This is a genomic window from Synechococcus sp. Lug-A, from assembly GCF_024345655.1.
In the GTDB taxonomy this organism is placed as follows: domain Bacteria; phylum Cyanobacteriota; class Cyanobacteriia; order PCC-6307; family Cyanobiaceae; genus MW101C3.
On record NZ_JAGQBN010000012.1, the window covers coordinates 99,009 to 113,960 of the forward strand.

General features: G+C 67.8%; 13 protein-coding genes. 4 read left to right on the forward strand and 9 right to left on the reverse strand.

Annotated features, from left to right (window positions below; genetic code table 11):
- The 4 genes from KBY86_RS10455 to KBY86_RS10470 all read right to left on the reverse strand — a co-directional run bounded on the left by KBY86_RS10455 (window position 1) and on the right by KBY86_RS10470 (window position 3,079).
- Window positions 1-1,026: a RodZ domain-containing protein gene (locus KBY86_RS10455; protein WP_255100451.1), complete on the reverse strand. Its 1,026-nt coding sequence runs from the start codon at window positions 1,024-1,026 to the stop codon at window positions 1-3.
- Window positions 1,027-1,143: 117 nt separating this feature from the next.
- Window positions 1,144-1,512, reverse strand: a complete 369-nt coding sequence (rpsF, locus tag KBY86_RS10460; RefSeq protein ID WP_094511212.1) for a 30S ribosomal protein S6 — start codon at window positions 1,510-1,512, stop codon at window positions 1,144-1,146.
- A 110-nt stretch (window positions 1,513-1,622) separates the two neighbouring features.
- Window positions 1,623-2,087, reverse strand: coding sequence for a Tic20 family protein (locus KBY86_RS10465; protein ID WP_094511541.1), 465 nt, complete (start codon window positions 2,085-2,087; stop codon window positions 1,623-1,625).
- Window positions 2,087-3,079 (reverse strand): shikimate dehydrogenase, encoded by a 993-nt coding sequence (locus KBY86_RS10470; RefSeq protein WP_255141042.1) that lies wholly within the window; start codon window positions 3,077-3,079, stop codon window positions 2,087-2,089. Before KBY86_RS10470 ends, KBY86_RS10465 begins: the two co-directional genes overlap by 1 nt.
- A gap of 243 nt (window positions 3,080-3,322) precedes the next feature.
- On the opposite strand from KBY86_RS10470, the gene dnaK reads away from it, so the two are divergent.
- Window positions 3,323-5,230, forward strand: a complete 1,908-nt coding sequence (gene dnaK, locus KBY86_RS10475; RefSeq protein WP_094511214.1) for a molecular chaperone DnaK — start codon at window positions 3,323-3,325, stop codon at window positions 5,228-5,230.
- A gap of 178 nt (window positions 5,231-5,408) precedes the next feature.
- On the opposite strand, the gene pstS is transcribed toward dnaK, so the two are convergent.
- The 3 genes from pstS to psbQ form a co-directional block, all read right to left on the reverse strand.
- Window positions 5,409-6,434 (reverse strand): phosphate ABC transporter substrate-binding protein PstS, encoded by a 1,026-nt coding sequence (pstS, locus tag KBY86_RS10480; protein WP_255141043.1) that lies wholly within the window; start codon window positions 6,432-6,434, stop codon window positions 5,409-5,411.
- 60 nt (window positions 6,435-6,494) lie between these two features.
- Complete coding sequence (locus KBY86_RS10485) at window positions 6,495-7,565, reverse strand: FAD-binding oxidoreductase (protein WP_255141044.1); 1,071 nt, start codon at window positions 7,563-7,565, stop codon at window positions 6,495-6,497.
- A 64-nt stretch (window positions 7,566-7,629) separates the two neighbouring features.
- The gene (gene psbQ, locus KBY86_RS10490; protein ID WP_094511216.1) at window positions 7,630-8,112 is read right to left on the reverse strand and encodes a photosystem II protein PsbQ; all 483 of its coding nucleotides are present in this window, start codon (window positions 8,110-8,112) and stop codon (window positions 7,630-7,632) included.
- A 133-nt stretch (window positions 8,113-8,245) separates the two neighbouring features.
- On the opposite strand from psbQ, the gene purU reads away from it, so the two are divergent.
- Together purU and KBY86_RS10500 are read left to right on the forward strand one after the other, a co-directional pair.
- Complete coding sequence (purU, locus tag KBY86_RS10495; RefSeq protein ID WP_094511547.1) at window positions 8,246-9,100, forward strand: formyltetrahydrofolate deformylase; 855 nt, start codon at window positions 8,246-8,248, stop codon at window positions 9,098-9,100.
- A 2-nt stretch (window positions 9,101-9,102) separates the two neighbouring features.
- Window positions 9,103-10,383 carry an O-antigen ligase gene (locus KBY86_RS10500; protein ID WP_255141045.1) on the forward strand — a complete coding sequence of 427 codons (1,281 nt, stop codon included), beginning with the start codon at window positions 9,103-9,105 and terminating at the stop codon, window positions 10,381-10,383.
- Between the two features lie 66 nt (window positions 10,384-10,449).
- Here the strand turns inward: KBY86_RS10500 and KBY86_RS10505 are convergent, their stop codons facing one another.
- Both KBY86_RS10505 and KBY86_RS10510 read right to left on the reverse strand, forming a co-directional pair.
- Window positions 10,450-12,690, reverse strand: a complete 2,241-nt coding sequence (locus KBY86_RS10505; protein ID WP_255141046.1) for a S8 family serine peptidase — start codon at window positions 12,688-12,690, stop codon at window positions 10,450-10,452.
- Window positions 12,691-12,831: 141 nt separating this feature from the next.
- Window positions 12,832-14,391: a radical SAM protein gene (locus KBY86_RS10510; protein ID WP_255141051.1), complete on the reverse strand. Its 1,560-nt coding sequence runs from the start codon at window positions 14,389-14,391 to the stop codon at window positions 12,832-12,834.
- 184 nt (window positions 14,392-14,575) lie between these two features.
- Here KBY86_RS10510 and KBY86_RS10515 point away from each other — a divergent pair, with 184 nt between their 5' ends.
- Window positions 14,576-14,926 carry a phage integrase N-terminal SAM-like domain-containing protein gene (locus KBY86_RS10515; RefSeq protein WP_255141047.1) on the forward strand — a complete coding sequence of 117 codons (351 nt, stop codon included), beginning with the start codon at window positions 14,576-14,578 and terminating at the stop codon, window positions 14,924-14,926.
- Window positions 14,927-14,952: the final 26 nt, after the last annotated feature.

Genomic DNA, 14,952 nt, shown 5'->3' on the forward strand with positions numbered 1-14,952 from the left:
TCAGGGGCTGGGAGTCGCGATGGCCGGAGACGTGGTGGGGGTTGCTTCGGCTTCAGGCCCGGAGCCACGGCCGCTGGCTCCAGGCTGGATGGTGACCCAGGCGACGTCACTGATGCGCCCCAGCAGGCGGGCTGGGCCATCAGCGCGTCGAATCGTGAGCAGGTCGGGACGGCCGGCGAACACCTGCAGCCCCTCACTGAGCGCAAATCGCTTCTCCCCTTTCAGCAAGCCCGCGAATAGGTAGGTACCGGCGCCGTTGCGCACCTCCACCCAGTTGTCCTCGTTGCTGCGCAGGGCCACTTCGTTGGGCCCGACAGCGTCGGGATTGGGGGTGGCGGCACTGGTGCCATTGCCGCTCTTGGCCTGCCCTTGCGCTTCCGCCACTGACGCAGTGGTGTTCACCGAGGGAGCGGAAGCGGGGGATTGCCGCAGTTGATGCCATCCGAGGGTGCCTCCGAGCGAGAGCAGGCCCACCGCGCCGGCGATCAGCAGCAGTTGGTGCCGGGTTTGCGGCAGACGGGGTGCGGCGCTCAGGGAGCTCTTCAACCAGTGCAGCGGCTGCAGCGGCGTGCGCGGCTGGGTGGGCCGCTCCCTGGACGGTGGTGTGGGTGGTGGTGGCGGACCCGGTGCGGCGGCAGGCGCGGGAGCGGGCATCAAGATGCGTTGCTGGGGGTTGAGGCCAGGCAGCGCGTGCTGGAGCGTTTGCCGCAACGACTGGTTCTCCTCCGTCAGCAACCTCTGGCGCTCCAGGATCGGCTCGCAGCGTTCCTTGAACTTGCGCTCGAAGATCTCAGGCAACTCGGAAACCAGAGATTCCAGTTCCGCTTGGTGACGGCGCGCCTGCTCCAGCTCCTGCTGGGTACGGCTCAGACGCAGGTGGGCCGACTGGAGCTGCATCTGGCTGGACTGCAACTCAAGCCGCGTGGCTTGAAGATCAACCTCAAGGGTTTCCGGATCACTGCCATTGGCCTGAGGGGCAGTCGGGTCGTCAGACCCGAACCGGTCGGAGGGGACGTGTTCGGGCAACGTCCAGAACGGGGGACAAGATGGGACTCAGGCTATCCGGGACCGCCGCGACTGCAGCAGTCGTTGCGACCCCGGTGTTGTGTCCCCGGATCTGGAGCAGCCGGTGAAGGCCCAGGGTCAGGAGGCGACAGCGATGGCAGCCTCGGCTTCGGCGGGCGCCGCTGCGCCACCGGCGCGGGGGGCTGGCATCGGGCCGTCCTGCTTGACGGTGAGGTAACGGATCACGTCTTCGCTGAGACGCATCGCCCGCTCCAGCAGGGCCACCTGCTGGCCATCGCCGTTGTGGTTGAGCTGCACGTAGATGCCTTCGCGATGCTTGGCGATCGTGTAGGCCAGACGCCGCTTGCCGCGCATCTGGGTGTCGAGCACTTCGGCACCGGCTTCGGTGACGATGTCACGGTATTTGTTGACATGCGTCTCCACCTCTTCCTCCGGGATGTCCGGACGAAGGATGTACATCGTTTCGTAGTAAGGCTTCTGCGACATGGCGGGAGTGAAAGCTCCGTGACGGGCTCGGATGAGGCCGGCAGCCTCTTGGCGACCAGCGACGGACTTACCACCCTACCCGCCGGGCTGACCGGGGCTTCAGCGGCGCCTCAGTAGAGCTGGATGCGCACCGCCTCTGACACGGTGGGGATGTCGGGTTCCTTGCCGCGGACGCACTGGATCACGGAGAACAGCACCAGCAGCAACGTGCCGAGGAAGACCGTGTTGCTGAGGGTGCGCACGGCGAAGCTGCCCGCCAGGGGGCTCAACAGGATCTGGAAGGTGAGCGAGACCAGGATCAGCACGATGTCGATCAGGATCGCCTGCAGCACGTTGAAGCGGATGAAGTACGGAACCCGCGGGTTGCGCACCACCGCCAGAAACAGCACCAGGAAGATCACGAACCCGCCGAAGGGAACGAGTTGCTGGAGGGTGGCCAGCGGCAGCGCCGGAACGGCCAGCCACTGCAGCAGTGGAAAGAGGCCGAACAGGTCCCTGCCGAAGGGAAGGGCGTCGCTCCAGGGCAGCAGGTAGGCCAGAACGGCCAGAAAACGTTGCCAGATGGGGATGTCCATCAGCCGGGGCCGGGTCCGCCCACGGTAGGTGCCGCCAGCCACGCTGTGGCCGCTTCGCGCATGGCGTCGACGGGCACCGGCAGCGCCTGGCCGGCCGCCTGGAGCCAGAGCAGCAGGGCGGCTGCCCCCTGCTGCACGAGCATCTCCAGGCCGTCTTGGGTGTGGCAGCCCCGGGCGGCGGCGTCCTGCAGCAGCGGGGTAGGGCGAGGCGTGTAGATGAGGTCGTAGATGAGCGTGCCGGGGCGCAGTGCTTCCAGCTCGGCTGCCGTCAGGGGGGAACGGGCGGCGTCCATGGCTGCCGAAGCGCGGGCGGGCGCGCCCATGCCCACCGGCGTGCTGTTCACCACCAGATCCGCCTCGTTGAGGCGTTGCGCCAGGCTGGGGCCAGCAGGGGCGGCGTTGCCGTCCCCACCTCCAGCGGGTGCGCTCCAGAGCCAGCTGTCCAGGGCCGGCGCCCAGTCACCGCAGCTCGCCTGGAAGGCCGCCAGGCGCCCGTGGTCGCGGGCGGCCACGGTGATGCGCCCCAGACCCAGCTCGGTGAGACCGGCCACCACGGCGCGGGCACTGCCGCCGCAACCCAGCAATACGGCGCGCCGCCCGCTCCAGCCGCCGGCCCTGCCGCCCGCCGCCGCCTGTCGCAGGGGTGCCAGAAAGCCGTCCACATCGGTGTTCGTGCCCAGCCAGCCGCCCGCCTCGCGGCGCACCAGGGTGTTGACGGCCCCGACCCGGCGGGCCAGGGGGCTGAGTTCCGCCGCCAGGGCGGCCACGGCCTGCTTGTGGGGCAGGGTGACGTTGAGGCCGCGGCAGTCGACGGCTTCCAGGCCGCGCACCACCGTGGCCAGGTCGGCGGCAGCCACCGGCAGGGCCAGATAGATCCAGTCAAGGCCGAGTGCCCGCAGGGCGGCGTTGTGCATCACCGGCGAGAGCGAATGGCGCACCGGATCGCCGAGCACGCCCAGCAGGGCGGTCTGGCCGGTGATGGTGTGGGTCATAGGGGGCTTGCGGCGGTGCCACCAGCGGCAGCGGAGGCCTCCGGGGCCTCTGCGGCATCATCGGTGGCCCAGCGGCGGCGCCATGGGAAGCACCATCAGCTGCGCCCTCCCCACGGGCCCGGCTGCACCACAGAAGAGCCAGTGGTACGGCTGCAGTTCGGAAACCACCCCTCGCCTCGCCAGGCCCCTGTTGCTGAGGATGCAGCGGTAAGAACACGATCCGATCAGAGGAGGTGGGACACCATGGGCAAGGTTGTTGGGATTGATCTGGGCACGACGAACAGCTGCGTGGCGGTCATGGAGGGCGGCAAGCCCACGGTGATTGCCAACGCTGAAGGCTTCCGCACCACGCCTTCGGTGGTGGCGTACACGAAGAACCAGGACCAGCTGGTGGGGCAGATCGCCAAGCGCCAGGCGGTGATGAACCCTGAAAACACCTTCTATTCGGTCAAGCGCTTCATCGGCCGCCGGGTCGAGGAAGTGAACGAAGAATCGAAGGAAGTGAGCTACGGCGTCGAAAAGGTGGGCGCCAATGTGAAGGTCAAGTGCCCGGTGCTGAACAAGCAGTTCGCCCCGGAGGAAGTGTCGGCCCAGGTGCTGCGCAAGCTGGCGGAAGACGCCGGCAAGTACCTCGGTGAAACCGTCACCCAGGCGGTGATCACGGTGCCCGCCTACTTCAACGACTCCCAACGCCAGGCCACCAAGGATGCCGGCAAGATCGCCGGCCTCGAAGTGCTGCGCATCATCAACGAGCCCACCGCGGCGGCCTTGGCCTATGGCCTGGATCGCAAGAGCAACGAGCGCATCCTGGTGTTCGACCTCGGCGGCGGCACCTTCGACGTGTCCGTGCTCGAAGTGGGCGATGGCGTGTTTGAGGTGCTCTCCACCAGTGGCGACACCCACCTGGGTGGCGACGACTTCGACAAGGTGATCGTCGACTTCCTGGCGGATTCCTTCAAGGCCAACGAAGGCATCGACCTGCGCCAGGACAAGCAGGCCCTGCAGCGCCTCACCGAAGCGGCCGAGAAGGCCAAGATCGAGCTCTCCAGCGCCACCCAGAGCGAGATCAACCTGCCGTTCATCACGGCCACGCCGGAAGGCCCCAAGCACCTGGATGTCACGCTCACCCGGGCGAAGTTCGAGGAGCTGGCCAGCAAGCTGATCGATCGCTGCCGGGTGCCGGTGGAGCAGGCCCTCAAGGACGCCAAACTCGCCAGCAGCGAGCTGGATGAGGTGGTGATGGTGGGGGGTTCCACCCGCATCCCCGCGGTGCTGGAACTGGTCAAGCGGGTCACCGGCAAGGACCCCAACCAGACGGTGAACCCCGACGAAGTGGTGGCCGTGGGCGCCGCCATCCAGGGCGGCGTGCTGGCCGGTGAAGTGAAGGACATCCTTCTGCTCGACGTCACCCCGCTGTCGCTGGGTGTGGAAACCCTGGGCGGCGTGATGACCAAGATGATCACCCGCAACACCACCATCCCCACCAAGAAGTCGGAGGTGTATTCCACCGCGGTGGATGGCCAGACCAACGTGGAGATCCACGTGCTGCAGGGTGAGCGCGAGCTCGCGTCCGACAACAAGAGCCTGGGAACCTTCCGTCTCGACGGCATTCCTCCGGCCCCCCGCGGCGTGCCCCAGATCGAAGTCACCTTCGACATCGACGCCAACGGCATCCTCAGCGTGACCGCCAAGGACAAGGGCAGCGGCAAGGAGCAGAGCATCTCCATCACCGGCGCCTCCACCCTCAGCGACAACGAGGTGGAGAAGATGGTGAAGGACGCCGAGCTGAATGCCACGGCCGACAAGGAGAAGCGCGAGCGCATCGACCTGAAGAACCAGGCCGAAACCCTCGTGTATCAGGCCGAGAAGCAGCTCGGCGAACTGGGCGACAAGGTGGCCGCCGACGCCAAGGACAAGGTGGAAGCCAAGCGGGTGCAGCTCAAGGAAGCGGTCGAGAAGGAAGACTTCACCGCCATGAAGAGCCTGCTCGAAGAGCTGCAACAGGAGCTCTATGCCCTGGGCGCCTCTGTGTATCAGCAGGCCGGTGCCGCTGAAGCGGCGGCGGCCAACGGAGCGGCCGGCAATGGTGCCTCCGCCTCCGGTGCTGCCGCCGACGACGTGATCGACGCCGAGTTCACCGAGAGCAAGTGAGCGGCGGGCAGGCCTTCGGGCCTGCCGCCGGCCCTCACGTCTCAGCAGAAAAGCCCTCCGCAGGGAGGGCTTTTTTTTGCTCTTCAGGGGCCGGAATCCGGTTATGGCAGGAATCCGGGCTGGGAAGCCGTTGGCGCAGGCCGGGGCCTGAAGCTGGCCGTGGACGGTGTGCCGGGGATTACTTGCCGATGCTGTCGACGGCGGCCTTGGCCTTGGTGATCACCTCAGCCGGCAGGCTCACGTAGCCCAGCGTGGGGGCCTTGCTCTGGAACTCTTCCGACAAGGTGGTGTTGAAGACCTTCTTGAGCATCTCGGCCTTCTCGTCGTTGCCGGTTTTGTAGAGCAGGATCCAGGTGAAGGTGACGATCGGGTAGCCGGCAGAGGGGTTGGGATCGCTGCCGATCAGGTCGGGCCCGAGATCGATGGCGGCCAGCGCCTTGCTGGCGTTTTCGCTGTCGGGCTTGGCGAAGTCGCCGTTCTTGTTCTGAACGGCGGCCGCCTGCAGATCGCCCTTCACAAAAGAGGTTTCCACGTAGCCGATGCTGCCGCGGTTCTGGCCCAGGTTGGCGGCCACGCCCTCGTTGCCCTTGGCGCCGACGCCCACCGGCCAGGCCACCGCTTTGCCAGCTCCAGGGCCGCTCTTCCAGGCCTCGCTGAAGGCGGCCAGGCTGTTGGTGAAGTTGTAGGTGGTGCCGGAGCCGTCCGAGCGATACACCACGTTGATCTGCTGATCAGCGCAGCCCAGCTCCTTGAAGTTCTTGATCTTGCCGAGGAACACATCCGCCACCTGGGCCTGGGTGAGCTTGAGCTCGCAGCCGGGCAGGTTGTAGGCCACGGCGATGGCGCCGGCCGTCATCGGCACCTGCACGGTGCCGCGGCTCACCTTGGCGAGGTCCTCAGCGTCCATCGGCGCATCGCTGGCGCCGAAATCCACCGTGCCGGCGATGAACTGGCGCACTCCGGCGCCGGAGCCCACCGACTGGTAGTTCACCTTCAAGCCGGTGGAGGCCAGCTGCTGGAACCAGCTCTGATAGATGGAGGAGGGAAAGGAGGCGCCGGCGCCGTTGAGGGTGCCGGTGAGCTGGCCGCCCCCGCCGCCCCCGCTACCGCCGCCGCAGGCCGTGAGCGCCATCGCCGCGCCCAGGCCGAGCGGCAGCGCCAGGCGGGCGAACGGACGGCGGTGCAATCGGGTGGGGGAGGCCATGGGACGACGGGCGAGCGGAATGCTTCCCCCGGAAGCTATCCAAGGGCACGGTTGCCAACGTTAACGACAGGTAAGGCTCCCGTTTCCGGTAGCGATCACGTCAGCAGCCCAGGCGGCGCTGGCTGGCGCCAGCAGCACGCCATTGCGGTAGTGACCGGACAGCAGCAGCAGCCCCGGCTCCAGCTGCTCGAGCAACGGTGCCGGCCGCCCGGCCGGCCGGGCCCGCAGACCCTGCCAGTGGCGCTGCACGCGCGCTTGCGCCAGCCACTCCGGTGCTGCGCCTTCCAGCTGGCGCAGGGCGCTCCAGCGGGCTGGATCGGCGCTGAGGCCGGGCTCCAGGGTGGCGCCCAGCCATAGCCGCCGCTGCGGGCGTGGCACCAGGTTGATGCCCCGCCACACCACGCTCGCCGGCCAGGCAGCGGCGAGCTCAGGGCCGATCTCCAGCTCGGCGGCCTGGCCCAGCACCGGCTCCAGCGGCCGCTCATGGCCGAGCGGCGCCAGCAGCGCCGGGCTGGCCAGGCCGGCGGCGACCAGCACCCAGGGGGCCTCCAGCCCAGCGCCACCCTGCAGCGACACATGCCAGCAGTCGTTGCGGCGCTCCAGGGCCTCCACCCGATCCGCCCGCAGCTCCAGGCCACGCGTCTGTCCGTCGTGACGGAAGGCGGCCATGGCGGCAAGGGGATCGAGCTGCCCGTCGCGGGGGGAGAACAGCCCCGCCAGGGCACCGTGCGGGAGGGCGGGGCGAAGGGCTTCCAGGGCTGGCTGCTGCCACAGCTCCATGGCCAGGCCCAGGGCCTGGCGGCTCAGGGCGAGGGCTTCGAGGCGCGCCAGCTCCTGAGCGTCGGCGGCCAGCAGCAGCAGGCCCGGCCGGTGGGGCACCGGCTGACCGGCCAGGGCCAGCTCGGCGCGCCACTGCTCCCACAGCCGCAACGATTGCTGCCGCAACCGCCAGGCCCGGCCGCTGCTGCGGTGGAACACCTCCCCCATCAGCACTCCGAGCGCGGCGCTGCTGCCGCTGCCTTCGGGCTGGGGGCCGTGGGGGGCTGGATCCACCAGCACCACCGCATGGCCGAGGCGTTGGAGCCACCAGGCGGCAGCCAGGCCGATGATGCCGGCGCCGATCACCACCACCCGGGACGCGGGCGTGGAGGGTGGCGGGAGATGGGGCGGAGGAGCCGTCAGAGGGGCTGTTTGCTCAGCCGAGCGGATCGGCGGGGATCACGTCGCTGTAGGCGCCGAAACCGCTGGCCACCTTGATGTAGCCCTTGCGCAGCCGCTCGCCGTCCTGGAGTTTGGCGGCTTCATCGAGTTCGGCCAGGGCGGCCTTCAGCTGGTTGGCGAGCTTGGTGGCGGCTGGACGATCGGCGGGAAGAAGCCGCTGGTTGATGTAGAGCATCTCGCGACCCACTTCCTGCATCGGACCGTGGATCAGGTTGCGGGTGAACACCCAGTTGCGTTCGTTGATCAGCTCCGCCAGTTCCGGCAGCCGGTCTTTGGCGGCCTGGAAGCCTGCGGCCTGGCGCTGGATCACGGCCATGTCCGCCGGGCTGATCGAGGGAGGCTTGCGGGCCTGATTCCCGTCGCAGGCGGCCAGCCCCAGGCAGAGCACCACGGAAAGGCTGAGCACGGCGAAGCGCTTCAGGGCGGAACGAAGCGCGAAAACCAGCTGAGCGACCATGACGACGGGAACAGGCGAGCGGACTTTACGTCCGTTCATGCAGCGCTGTGGCTCTGATCAACACCACCCGCCCAGGTTGTGGGACCGGCCCTCCAGGGCGGGCGGCACAATGACCCTGGCAATCCTGGCGGTGATGACCCTTCCAACGGCGATCCTTCAGGTGATCTGCCCCGACCGTCCTGGGCTGGTGAGCACCCTTTCGGGCTGGGTGGCTGCCAATGGCGGCAACATCCGCCATGCCGATCACCACACCGATGCCGGTGCCGGCCTGTTCCTCAGCCGTCTGGAGTGGGAGGTGGAGGGCTTCGGCCTGCCGCGGGAGGCGATCGGCCCGGCCGCGCTTGCTCTTGCCGAGCGGCTGGGGGGGGAAGGCACGCTGCGCTTCTCCGACGGCCACCCGCGCGTGGCGATCTTCGTGGGGCGGCAGGACCATTGCCTGGTGGATCTGCTCTGGCGCACGCGGGCCGGAGAGCTGCCGATGCAGGTGCCGCTGGTGGTGTCAAACCATCCGGATCTTGAGCTGCTCGCCGCCGATTTCGGTGCCCGCTTCGTGCATCTGCCGATCAGCGCCGGCAGCCGCGAGCAGGTGGAGCAGGCCCAGCGGCAACTGCTGAGCGAGCTGGACATCGACCTGGTGGTGCTGGCCAAGTACATGCAGGTGCTGAGCCCAGCCTTCCTGCTGGGGGCGCCGCCGGTGATCAACATCCACCATTCGTTTCTGCCCGCTTTTCAGGGGGCCCAGCCCTACCACCGCGCCTGGGAGCGGGGGGTCAAGTTGATCGGAGCCACCGCCCACTACGTGACCGAGGAGCTCGATGGCGGCCCGATCATTGAGCAGGCCACGATCACCGTCAGTCACCGCGACGACGTGGACGATCTGATCCGTAAAGGCCGCGACACTGAACGGCTGGCGCTGGCCCGGGCGTTACGCCTGCACCTGCGTGGCCAGGTGATGGTCTACCGCGGCCGCACAGCGGTGTTCTCCTGATCATGCGGGAGCCGATCCGCCGCCTCGACAGCTGCCGTCCCGAGACGGCGCCACCCCTGGGTTGGCGTTGCTTCCAGCTTGGGGTCTTCGTGCTGCCCAGTAGCGCCCTGATCGCTGGCCTGCTGCTGCTGGTCGCGCTTGTGGCCGCCAGCCGCCGCGGACGGTTCCTTCAGGACAAGGTCAACCGGGTGCTGCTGGTGGTGGCTGCCTTGATGGTGATCGGTTGCTTCCGCGCCACCAGCGGCTGGCTTGCCTGGGTGGGGATGGGAAATTGGCTGCCCTTCTTCTGGGCGTTCTGGGGCTTTCAGCCGTATGTGGCCAGCGCCGCTGCCCGCCGCCGCGTGGGGCTCTGGCTGCTGGCCGGCACGGTGCCGGTGATCGTTACGGGCCTGGGCCAGCTGTGGTGGGGCTGGTCCGGGCCGTTCCAGATCCTGGGTGGAGCGATCATCTGGCACATCGGCGAGGGGGGCACGCCTGACGGGCGTTTTTCCGGCCTGTTCGACTACGCCAACATCGCCGGTGCCTGGCTGGCGCTGGCCTGGCCCTTCGCGCTGGCGGCACTGCTGCAGGCAGGCCAGAGCTGGCAGTGGCGCGCTGCGGCGCTCGGTCTGGCTGCCCTTTTGGCTACGTCCCTCTATCTCACCGATTCACGCAATGCCTGGGGGGCCCTGGTGCTGGCGGCCCCAATCGTGGCCGGGCCGATCAGCTGGCCATGGCTGCTGCCGCTTTTGCTGCTGCTGCTGCTGCCCGTCATCCTGGCCAGCCTGCCTGGCGTGCCGGCGTTGCTGCAGGCCCCCGCCCGCGCGTTGGTGCCTGAGGCGATCTGGGCCCGCCTGAATGACGTCAAGTTCGCCGGTGAGCGAAATCTGGCCAGCACCCGGCTCAGCCAGTGGGGCGTGGCGCTGATGCTGATCGCCGAGCGGCCTTGGCTAGGCTGGGGCGCGGCGGCCTTCAGCGTGATCTACCCGCTGCGTACGGGCCAGTGGCATGGCCACCCCCACAACGTGGTGATTGACCTGGCGGTCAGCCACGGCCTGCCGGCTGCCGTGGGCGTGGTGGCGATCGTGCTGTGGCTTCTGATCCGTGCGGCACGGCTTGGGATTGCCAGGGAGCCGGTGTTCGAGCGGGCCTGGTGGGCGGCAACCCTGGTGCTGGTGGTCCTTCACGCCACCGATATTCCGATGTATGACAGCCGCATCAATATTGCCGGGTGGATACTCCTGGCGGGGTTGCGGACAGTCGAAAGGCATCATCCCGACCCTCAGACGTTGACCAAGGGCTGATCACCTCAGCGCCATGCCCGATCCGGGCCCGATCCGGTTGAGGCCGATCGTCAGATGAAGGTCTGGTCAGATGAAGGTCGTCCAGCTGTTGCCGGTTCCAAGGATGTAGGCGCCCGTCCCTGGTACGAGATTGACCCCTTCCAGTTTCCCGATCAGTTCATCGGCATTGCTGAAGCGGTTATCGCCGTTGCCCAGAAAGATCTCGGTGGATCCTCCCGAGAAGCGGTAGAGGTACTGGGAATCGCTGCGCAGCTGCAGCTTGTCGTCGGCGGCATTGAAGTCCTTGATCAGGGCATAGTCCTCAGTGCCTTGGGAGAGGCGGGAGCCATCGTTGTAGAAGGTGCCGCGGCTGTCGGCCAGGAGAAAGGTGTCCCGGCCGCCGCCGCCGGTGAGGCTGTCAATCTGGTTGCGGCCCAAGGCTGCGGCCGAGGTGCCGCTGGAGGGAACCCCGGCGATCCGATCGTCGCCATTGCCGCCGGTGACGGTGTTGTTGCCAGTGGTGCCCCAGAGGATCTGGTTGGTTGGGGGCGGTGGCGCAGCGTCGTTGTCGGCAATGGTGACGGTGGCCGAGCCCGTGCCGATCGCGTAGGCGGAGCCGGGCGCAAGATTGAGGACCAGGGTTTCAGGCCCCTCCACCAGCGTGTCGTCCACTGGCGTGATGGTGAGGACGACGGACGTCTGGTTGCTGGCAAAGGTGATGGTGCTGCCCAGGCTGGGCGTGTAGTCGGCCGCGGTGGCCGTGCCGCCAAGGCTGAAGTTCACCGTCAGGGACTGGCCGAGGGTCCCGCCACTGCGGGTGAGGGTGAAAGAGCCGGGCGCTTGGCCTGCTTCCGCCGCTGCAGCACCGCTGGCTGCCACCGACACCATCGGCAGGGTTGGGTCCACCACCAGCGCGCCCAGCCGGTCGAGGGCGGCGGGGATGTTGAGCCGGCCGCCGGTCACGGTCTTGTTGGCCAGAGAGGCTGTGGGGGCAGCGGATTCGAGCAAGGCCCGCTTGATCTGGGCGGCGGTGGCGCTGGGAAACGCCGACTTGAGCAGCGCCGCTGCTCCTGCGACGTGGGGCGAGGCCATCGAGGTGCCGCTCTTGTTGCCGTAGCCCCCCCCGGGCACGGTGGAGAAGACGGAGGAACCAGCCGCCCCGAGATCCACCGACACCGACCCGAAGTTCGAGTATCTCGCCAGGGCGCCTGTGCTGGTGATCGCAGCCACGGCGATCACGTTGCTGCTGGAGTAATTGGAGGGGTAGCTGGGATTCAGGTCGTTGTCGTCGCCGATGCCGTCGAGGCCGCCGTTACCGGCTGCCGCGATGAACAGCAGATCCTGTTGGGTGGCCCGATCAATCGCGTTTTCGAGGGCCCGGGAATAGCCACCGCCGCCCCATGAGTTGTTGGTGCCCACGAACTGGCCTGTTTCCCCCCGTTGGCCCGCTTGGATCTTGGCGGTGGTGAAATAGTCGAGCGCCAACACGGCATCGCTGAGGCTGCCGTTGCCTGAGCGGGCGAGGAACTTCAGAGGCACCATCTGCACCTGCCAGTTCACGCCTGCCACGCCCAGGCCGTTGCCGCCCATGGCCCCGACGGTTCCAGCCACATGGGTGCCGTGGCTGTTGTCGTCGTAGGGGTCGTTGTCGTTGTTGGCGAAGTCCCAACCGATCAGGTCATCCCTGTAGCCATTGCTGTCGTTGTCTACCCCGTTTTCCCAGCCTGAGCGGCTGTCAAGCATGTCCCCGCCATCGAAGTAGCCGTTGCCATTCCAATCGGTGAGCCCGGCGGCGGGATTGGAACGGTTGGTGGCGTTGTTGAGGTCGCGGAAACTGATCAGTTGGTCGCCATCGGTGTCGACCAGTGAGCTGAAAAAGCTCAGGCCCTGGATCTCGCCCTGGTTCAGCCAGATGTTGAGGTAGAGGTCGGGGTGGGTGTAATCGATGCCGGAGTCGACGATTCCCACAACCGTGGTGGTGGTCCCGGTGATGTCCCGCCCCCAGGCACCGACTGCGCCAGAGCCGAAGCCACTGCTCTGCATGCCCCAGAGCGTGCTGAGGGAGGGATCGTTGCTGACCTGCTGGATGCCAACGCGCCCATCCTGTTCAGCGAACAAGACTTCGTATCGCTGGCCGTAGCCCCGCAGCAGTCGCTCCCTGGCCTGGGCATCCGCGGGTGCCCGCACCACATCCAGAACCCCCTCCCCGGCCTGTTGCATGGGCAGGGTATGGATGGAGCGCAGGACTGTTCCCCCCAGCTCCCGGTGGATGGACGTGCGCCTGGCGGCGTCGATGTTGAGGCGCCACTGGACGAGCAGTTGTTGCACCGGGCCGTCCGGACCTTCGGCTTGTCCGCTCGGGGTCGTCGTGTCTGCCTCAAGATCCCAGGCCGCCCGTGGGATGGATGGGCTCAGATTGCTTTGGCCAGAGGGCGTTTGAGAGTGGCCCATCGCTCGAAATCCGGGGGATCAGCCCTTGGCTGGTTCAAGAGCTTCATCATGGTGCCGCTGCAGGAGGCTCTTTGGGAGCGGTCCCTCTAAATGTTCCCAAGGCAACAACTTTTCATGGGGCCAGCGCTGGTGGATCACCTCCTGCCAGGGCGGTGGTGACGGCAGCGCAGCGGGTGCGGCGGCCAGCGCGTCGCGATAGGCGGCCTTCCAGCCGCCCAGTTGCCCATGACGGCCGCGCACGGCGGCGATCACCGGCGCCAGGCGCCGGTCGCTGCGGGACAGCAACGCCTGGATCACGCTCCAGCCATAGCTCTCGGGCCGCAGCTCGATGCCCTTGGGCTGAAGGCGGCGGGCCAGCCGCTTGAGCCGCTTCTCCGCTTCCGGCCGCACCCCTTCCCACTGGAAGGGGGTGTGGGCCTTGGGCACAAAGGTGCTGACGCCGAGGCTGAGCCGCAGGCCCGGCGTGGCCGCCTTGATGGCGAGCAGCAGATCGGCGGTGGCTTCGATGTCGGCGTCGTCTTCCGTGGGCAGGCCGGCCATGCCATAGAGCTTCAGGCCGCTGAGCCCGCCTTCTCTGGCGTAGCGGGCGGCGGCGAAGATCTCCTCGGTGGCGAGCTTCTTGTTCACCACCCGGCGCATGCGTTCGCTGCCGCTTTCGATCGCGATCGTGAGCGACTTGCTGCCCCGCTTGGCCAGGATCCGCCCCAGCTGGGGGGTCACGGTGGCGGCCCGCACCGAGCTGACGCTCACGCGAGTGCCCTCGAAGCGATCGCCATCAAGCCAGGTGAGCAGATCGGCGAACTGCGGGTGCTGGGTGACGGAGGCCCCCAGCAGGCCCAGCCGCTGGGTGGCGGCCAGACCCTTCTCCACGGCGGGGATGAGGCCGTCGTCGAGGGAGGGGGTGCGAAAGGGCAGGGTGAGGTAGCTGGCCAGGCAGAAGCGGCACAGCTCCGGGCAGCTGCGCACCACTTCCACCATGTGGATGGAGGGCCAGGCCGCCTCCGGGGTGATCACGGTGGAGTGGCTGAGGGTGTTGCCGCGCCAGGTCTGCTTGGCGATGGTGGCCGGCAGGCCCGGCTCGATCGGCTCCACGCCGAGCAGCTCCCCCGCTGCGCCGTAGCGAGGGGCGTAGAGCGCGGGCACATAGATCCCCGGGATCTGCGCTAATGCCCGCAACCGCTCGGCCCGCGGCGCCTGGCGCCGGGCCTGGACGGCATCGATGAAGGCGGGAAGCAGCAGCTCGCCATCGCCCAGCAGCACCACATCGAAGAAGGGCGCCAGCGGTTCGGGGTTAGCGGTGAGCACCGGGCCGCCGCCGAACACGATCGGATCGCGCTCGCCCCGCTCCTGGCTCCAGAGCGGAATGCCCAGCTGCTCCAGCAGATCGAGCAGCACGGGGCCATCGAGCTCCCAGCTGAGCGAGAGGCCGAACAGATCAAGCTGGCGGTGAGGCGGATCGCCCTGGTCGGTGAACAGGCGCCGCACATCCACATCGCTGCGGCTGGCCAGGCTGGCCCACACCACCTGGTAGCCCAGGCTGGTGATCCCCACCGAATAGGTGCTCGGAAAGGCCAGCACCGCCTTCAGCGCCCCCACCTCCGGCACGGCGGGCTCAAAGAGCAGGGTTTCCTGATTCAGGGGTGGAGGTGCCGGCCGGGAGTGGTCAGTCTGGAGCTTGAGCGGCCGGGTGGGCTGCCATGGCCCATGGGGGAGGAAATCGACGGCCGCGGGAATCCTTGGGGTGTGGTCCTCTGGCCAGCGAATGACCGGCTCTCGCCCTGCAGGCTTGATCCAGCGCTACCGCGAGGAGCTGCAGGTGCGGCACTACGCCCGCCGCACGGTGAACACCTATGAGCAGTGGCTGCGGCGCTTCCTGCGCTTCCACGGCCTGCGACACCCCCGGGAAATGGGCAGCTCTGAGGTGAATGCCTTCCTCGCCCATCTGGCGGTGGAACGGAAAGTGAGTGCCTCCACCCAGAACCAGGCGCTGGCGGCACTGTTGTTTCTCTACCCGGTGACTTTCAGGAAAGATGTCACTCCTAGGCTGATATTCAACCGGCCTGAGCCAATGGTACTGGCCGAGTTGTCATCGGCTCTTCTGGCGGCCTGTTGATCCACACCACCTCTGGCTGGTGCCAG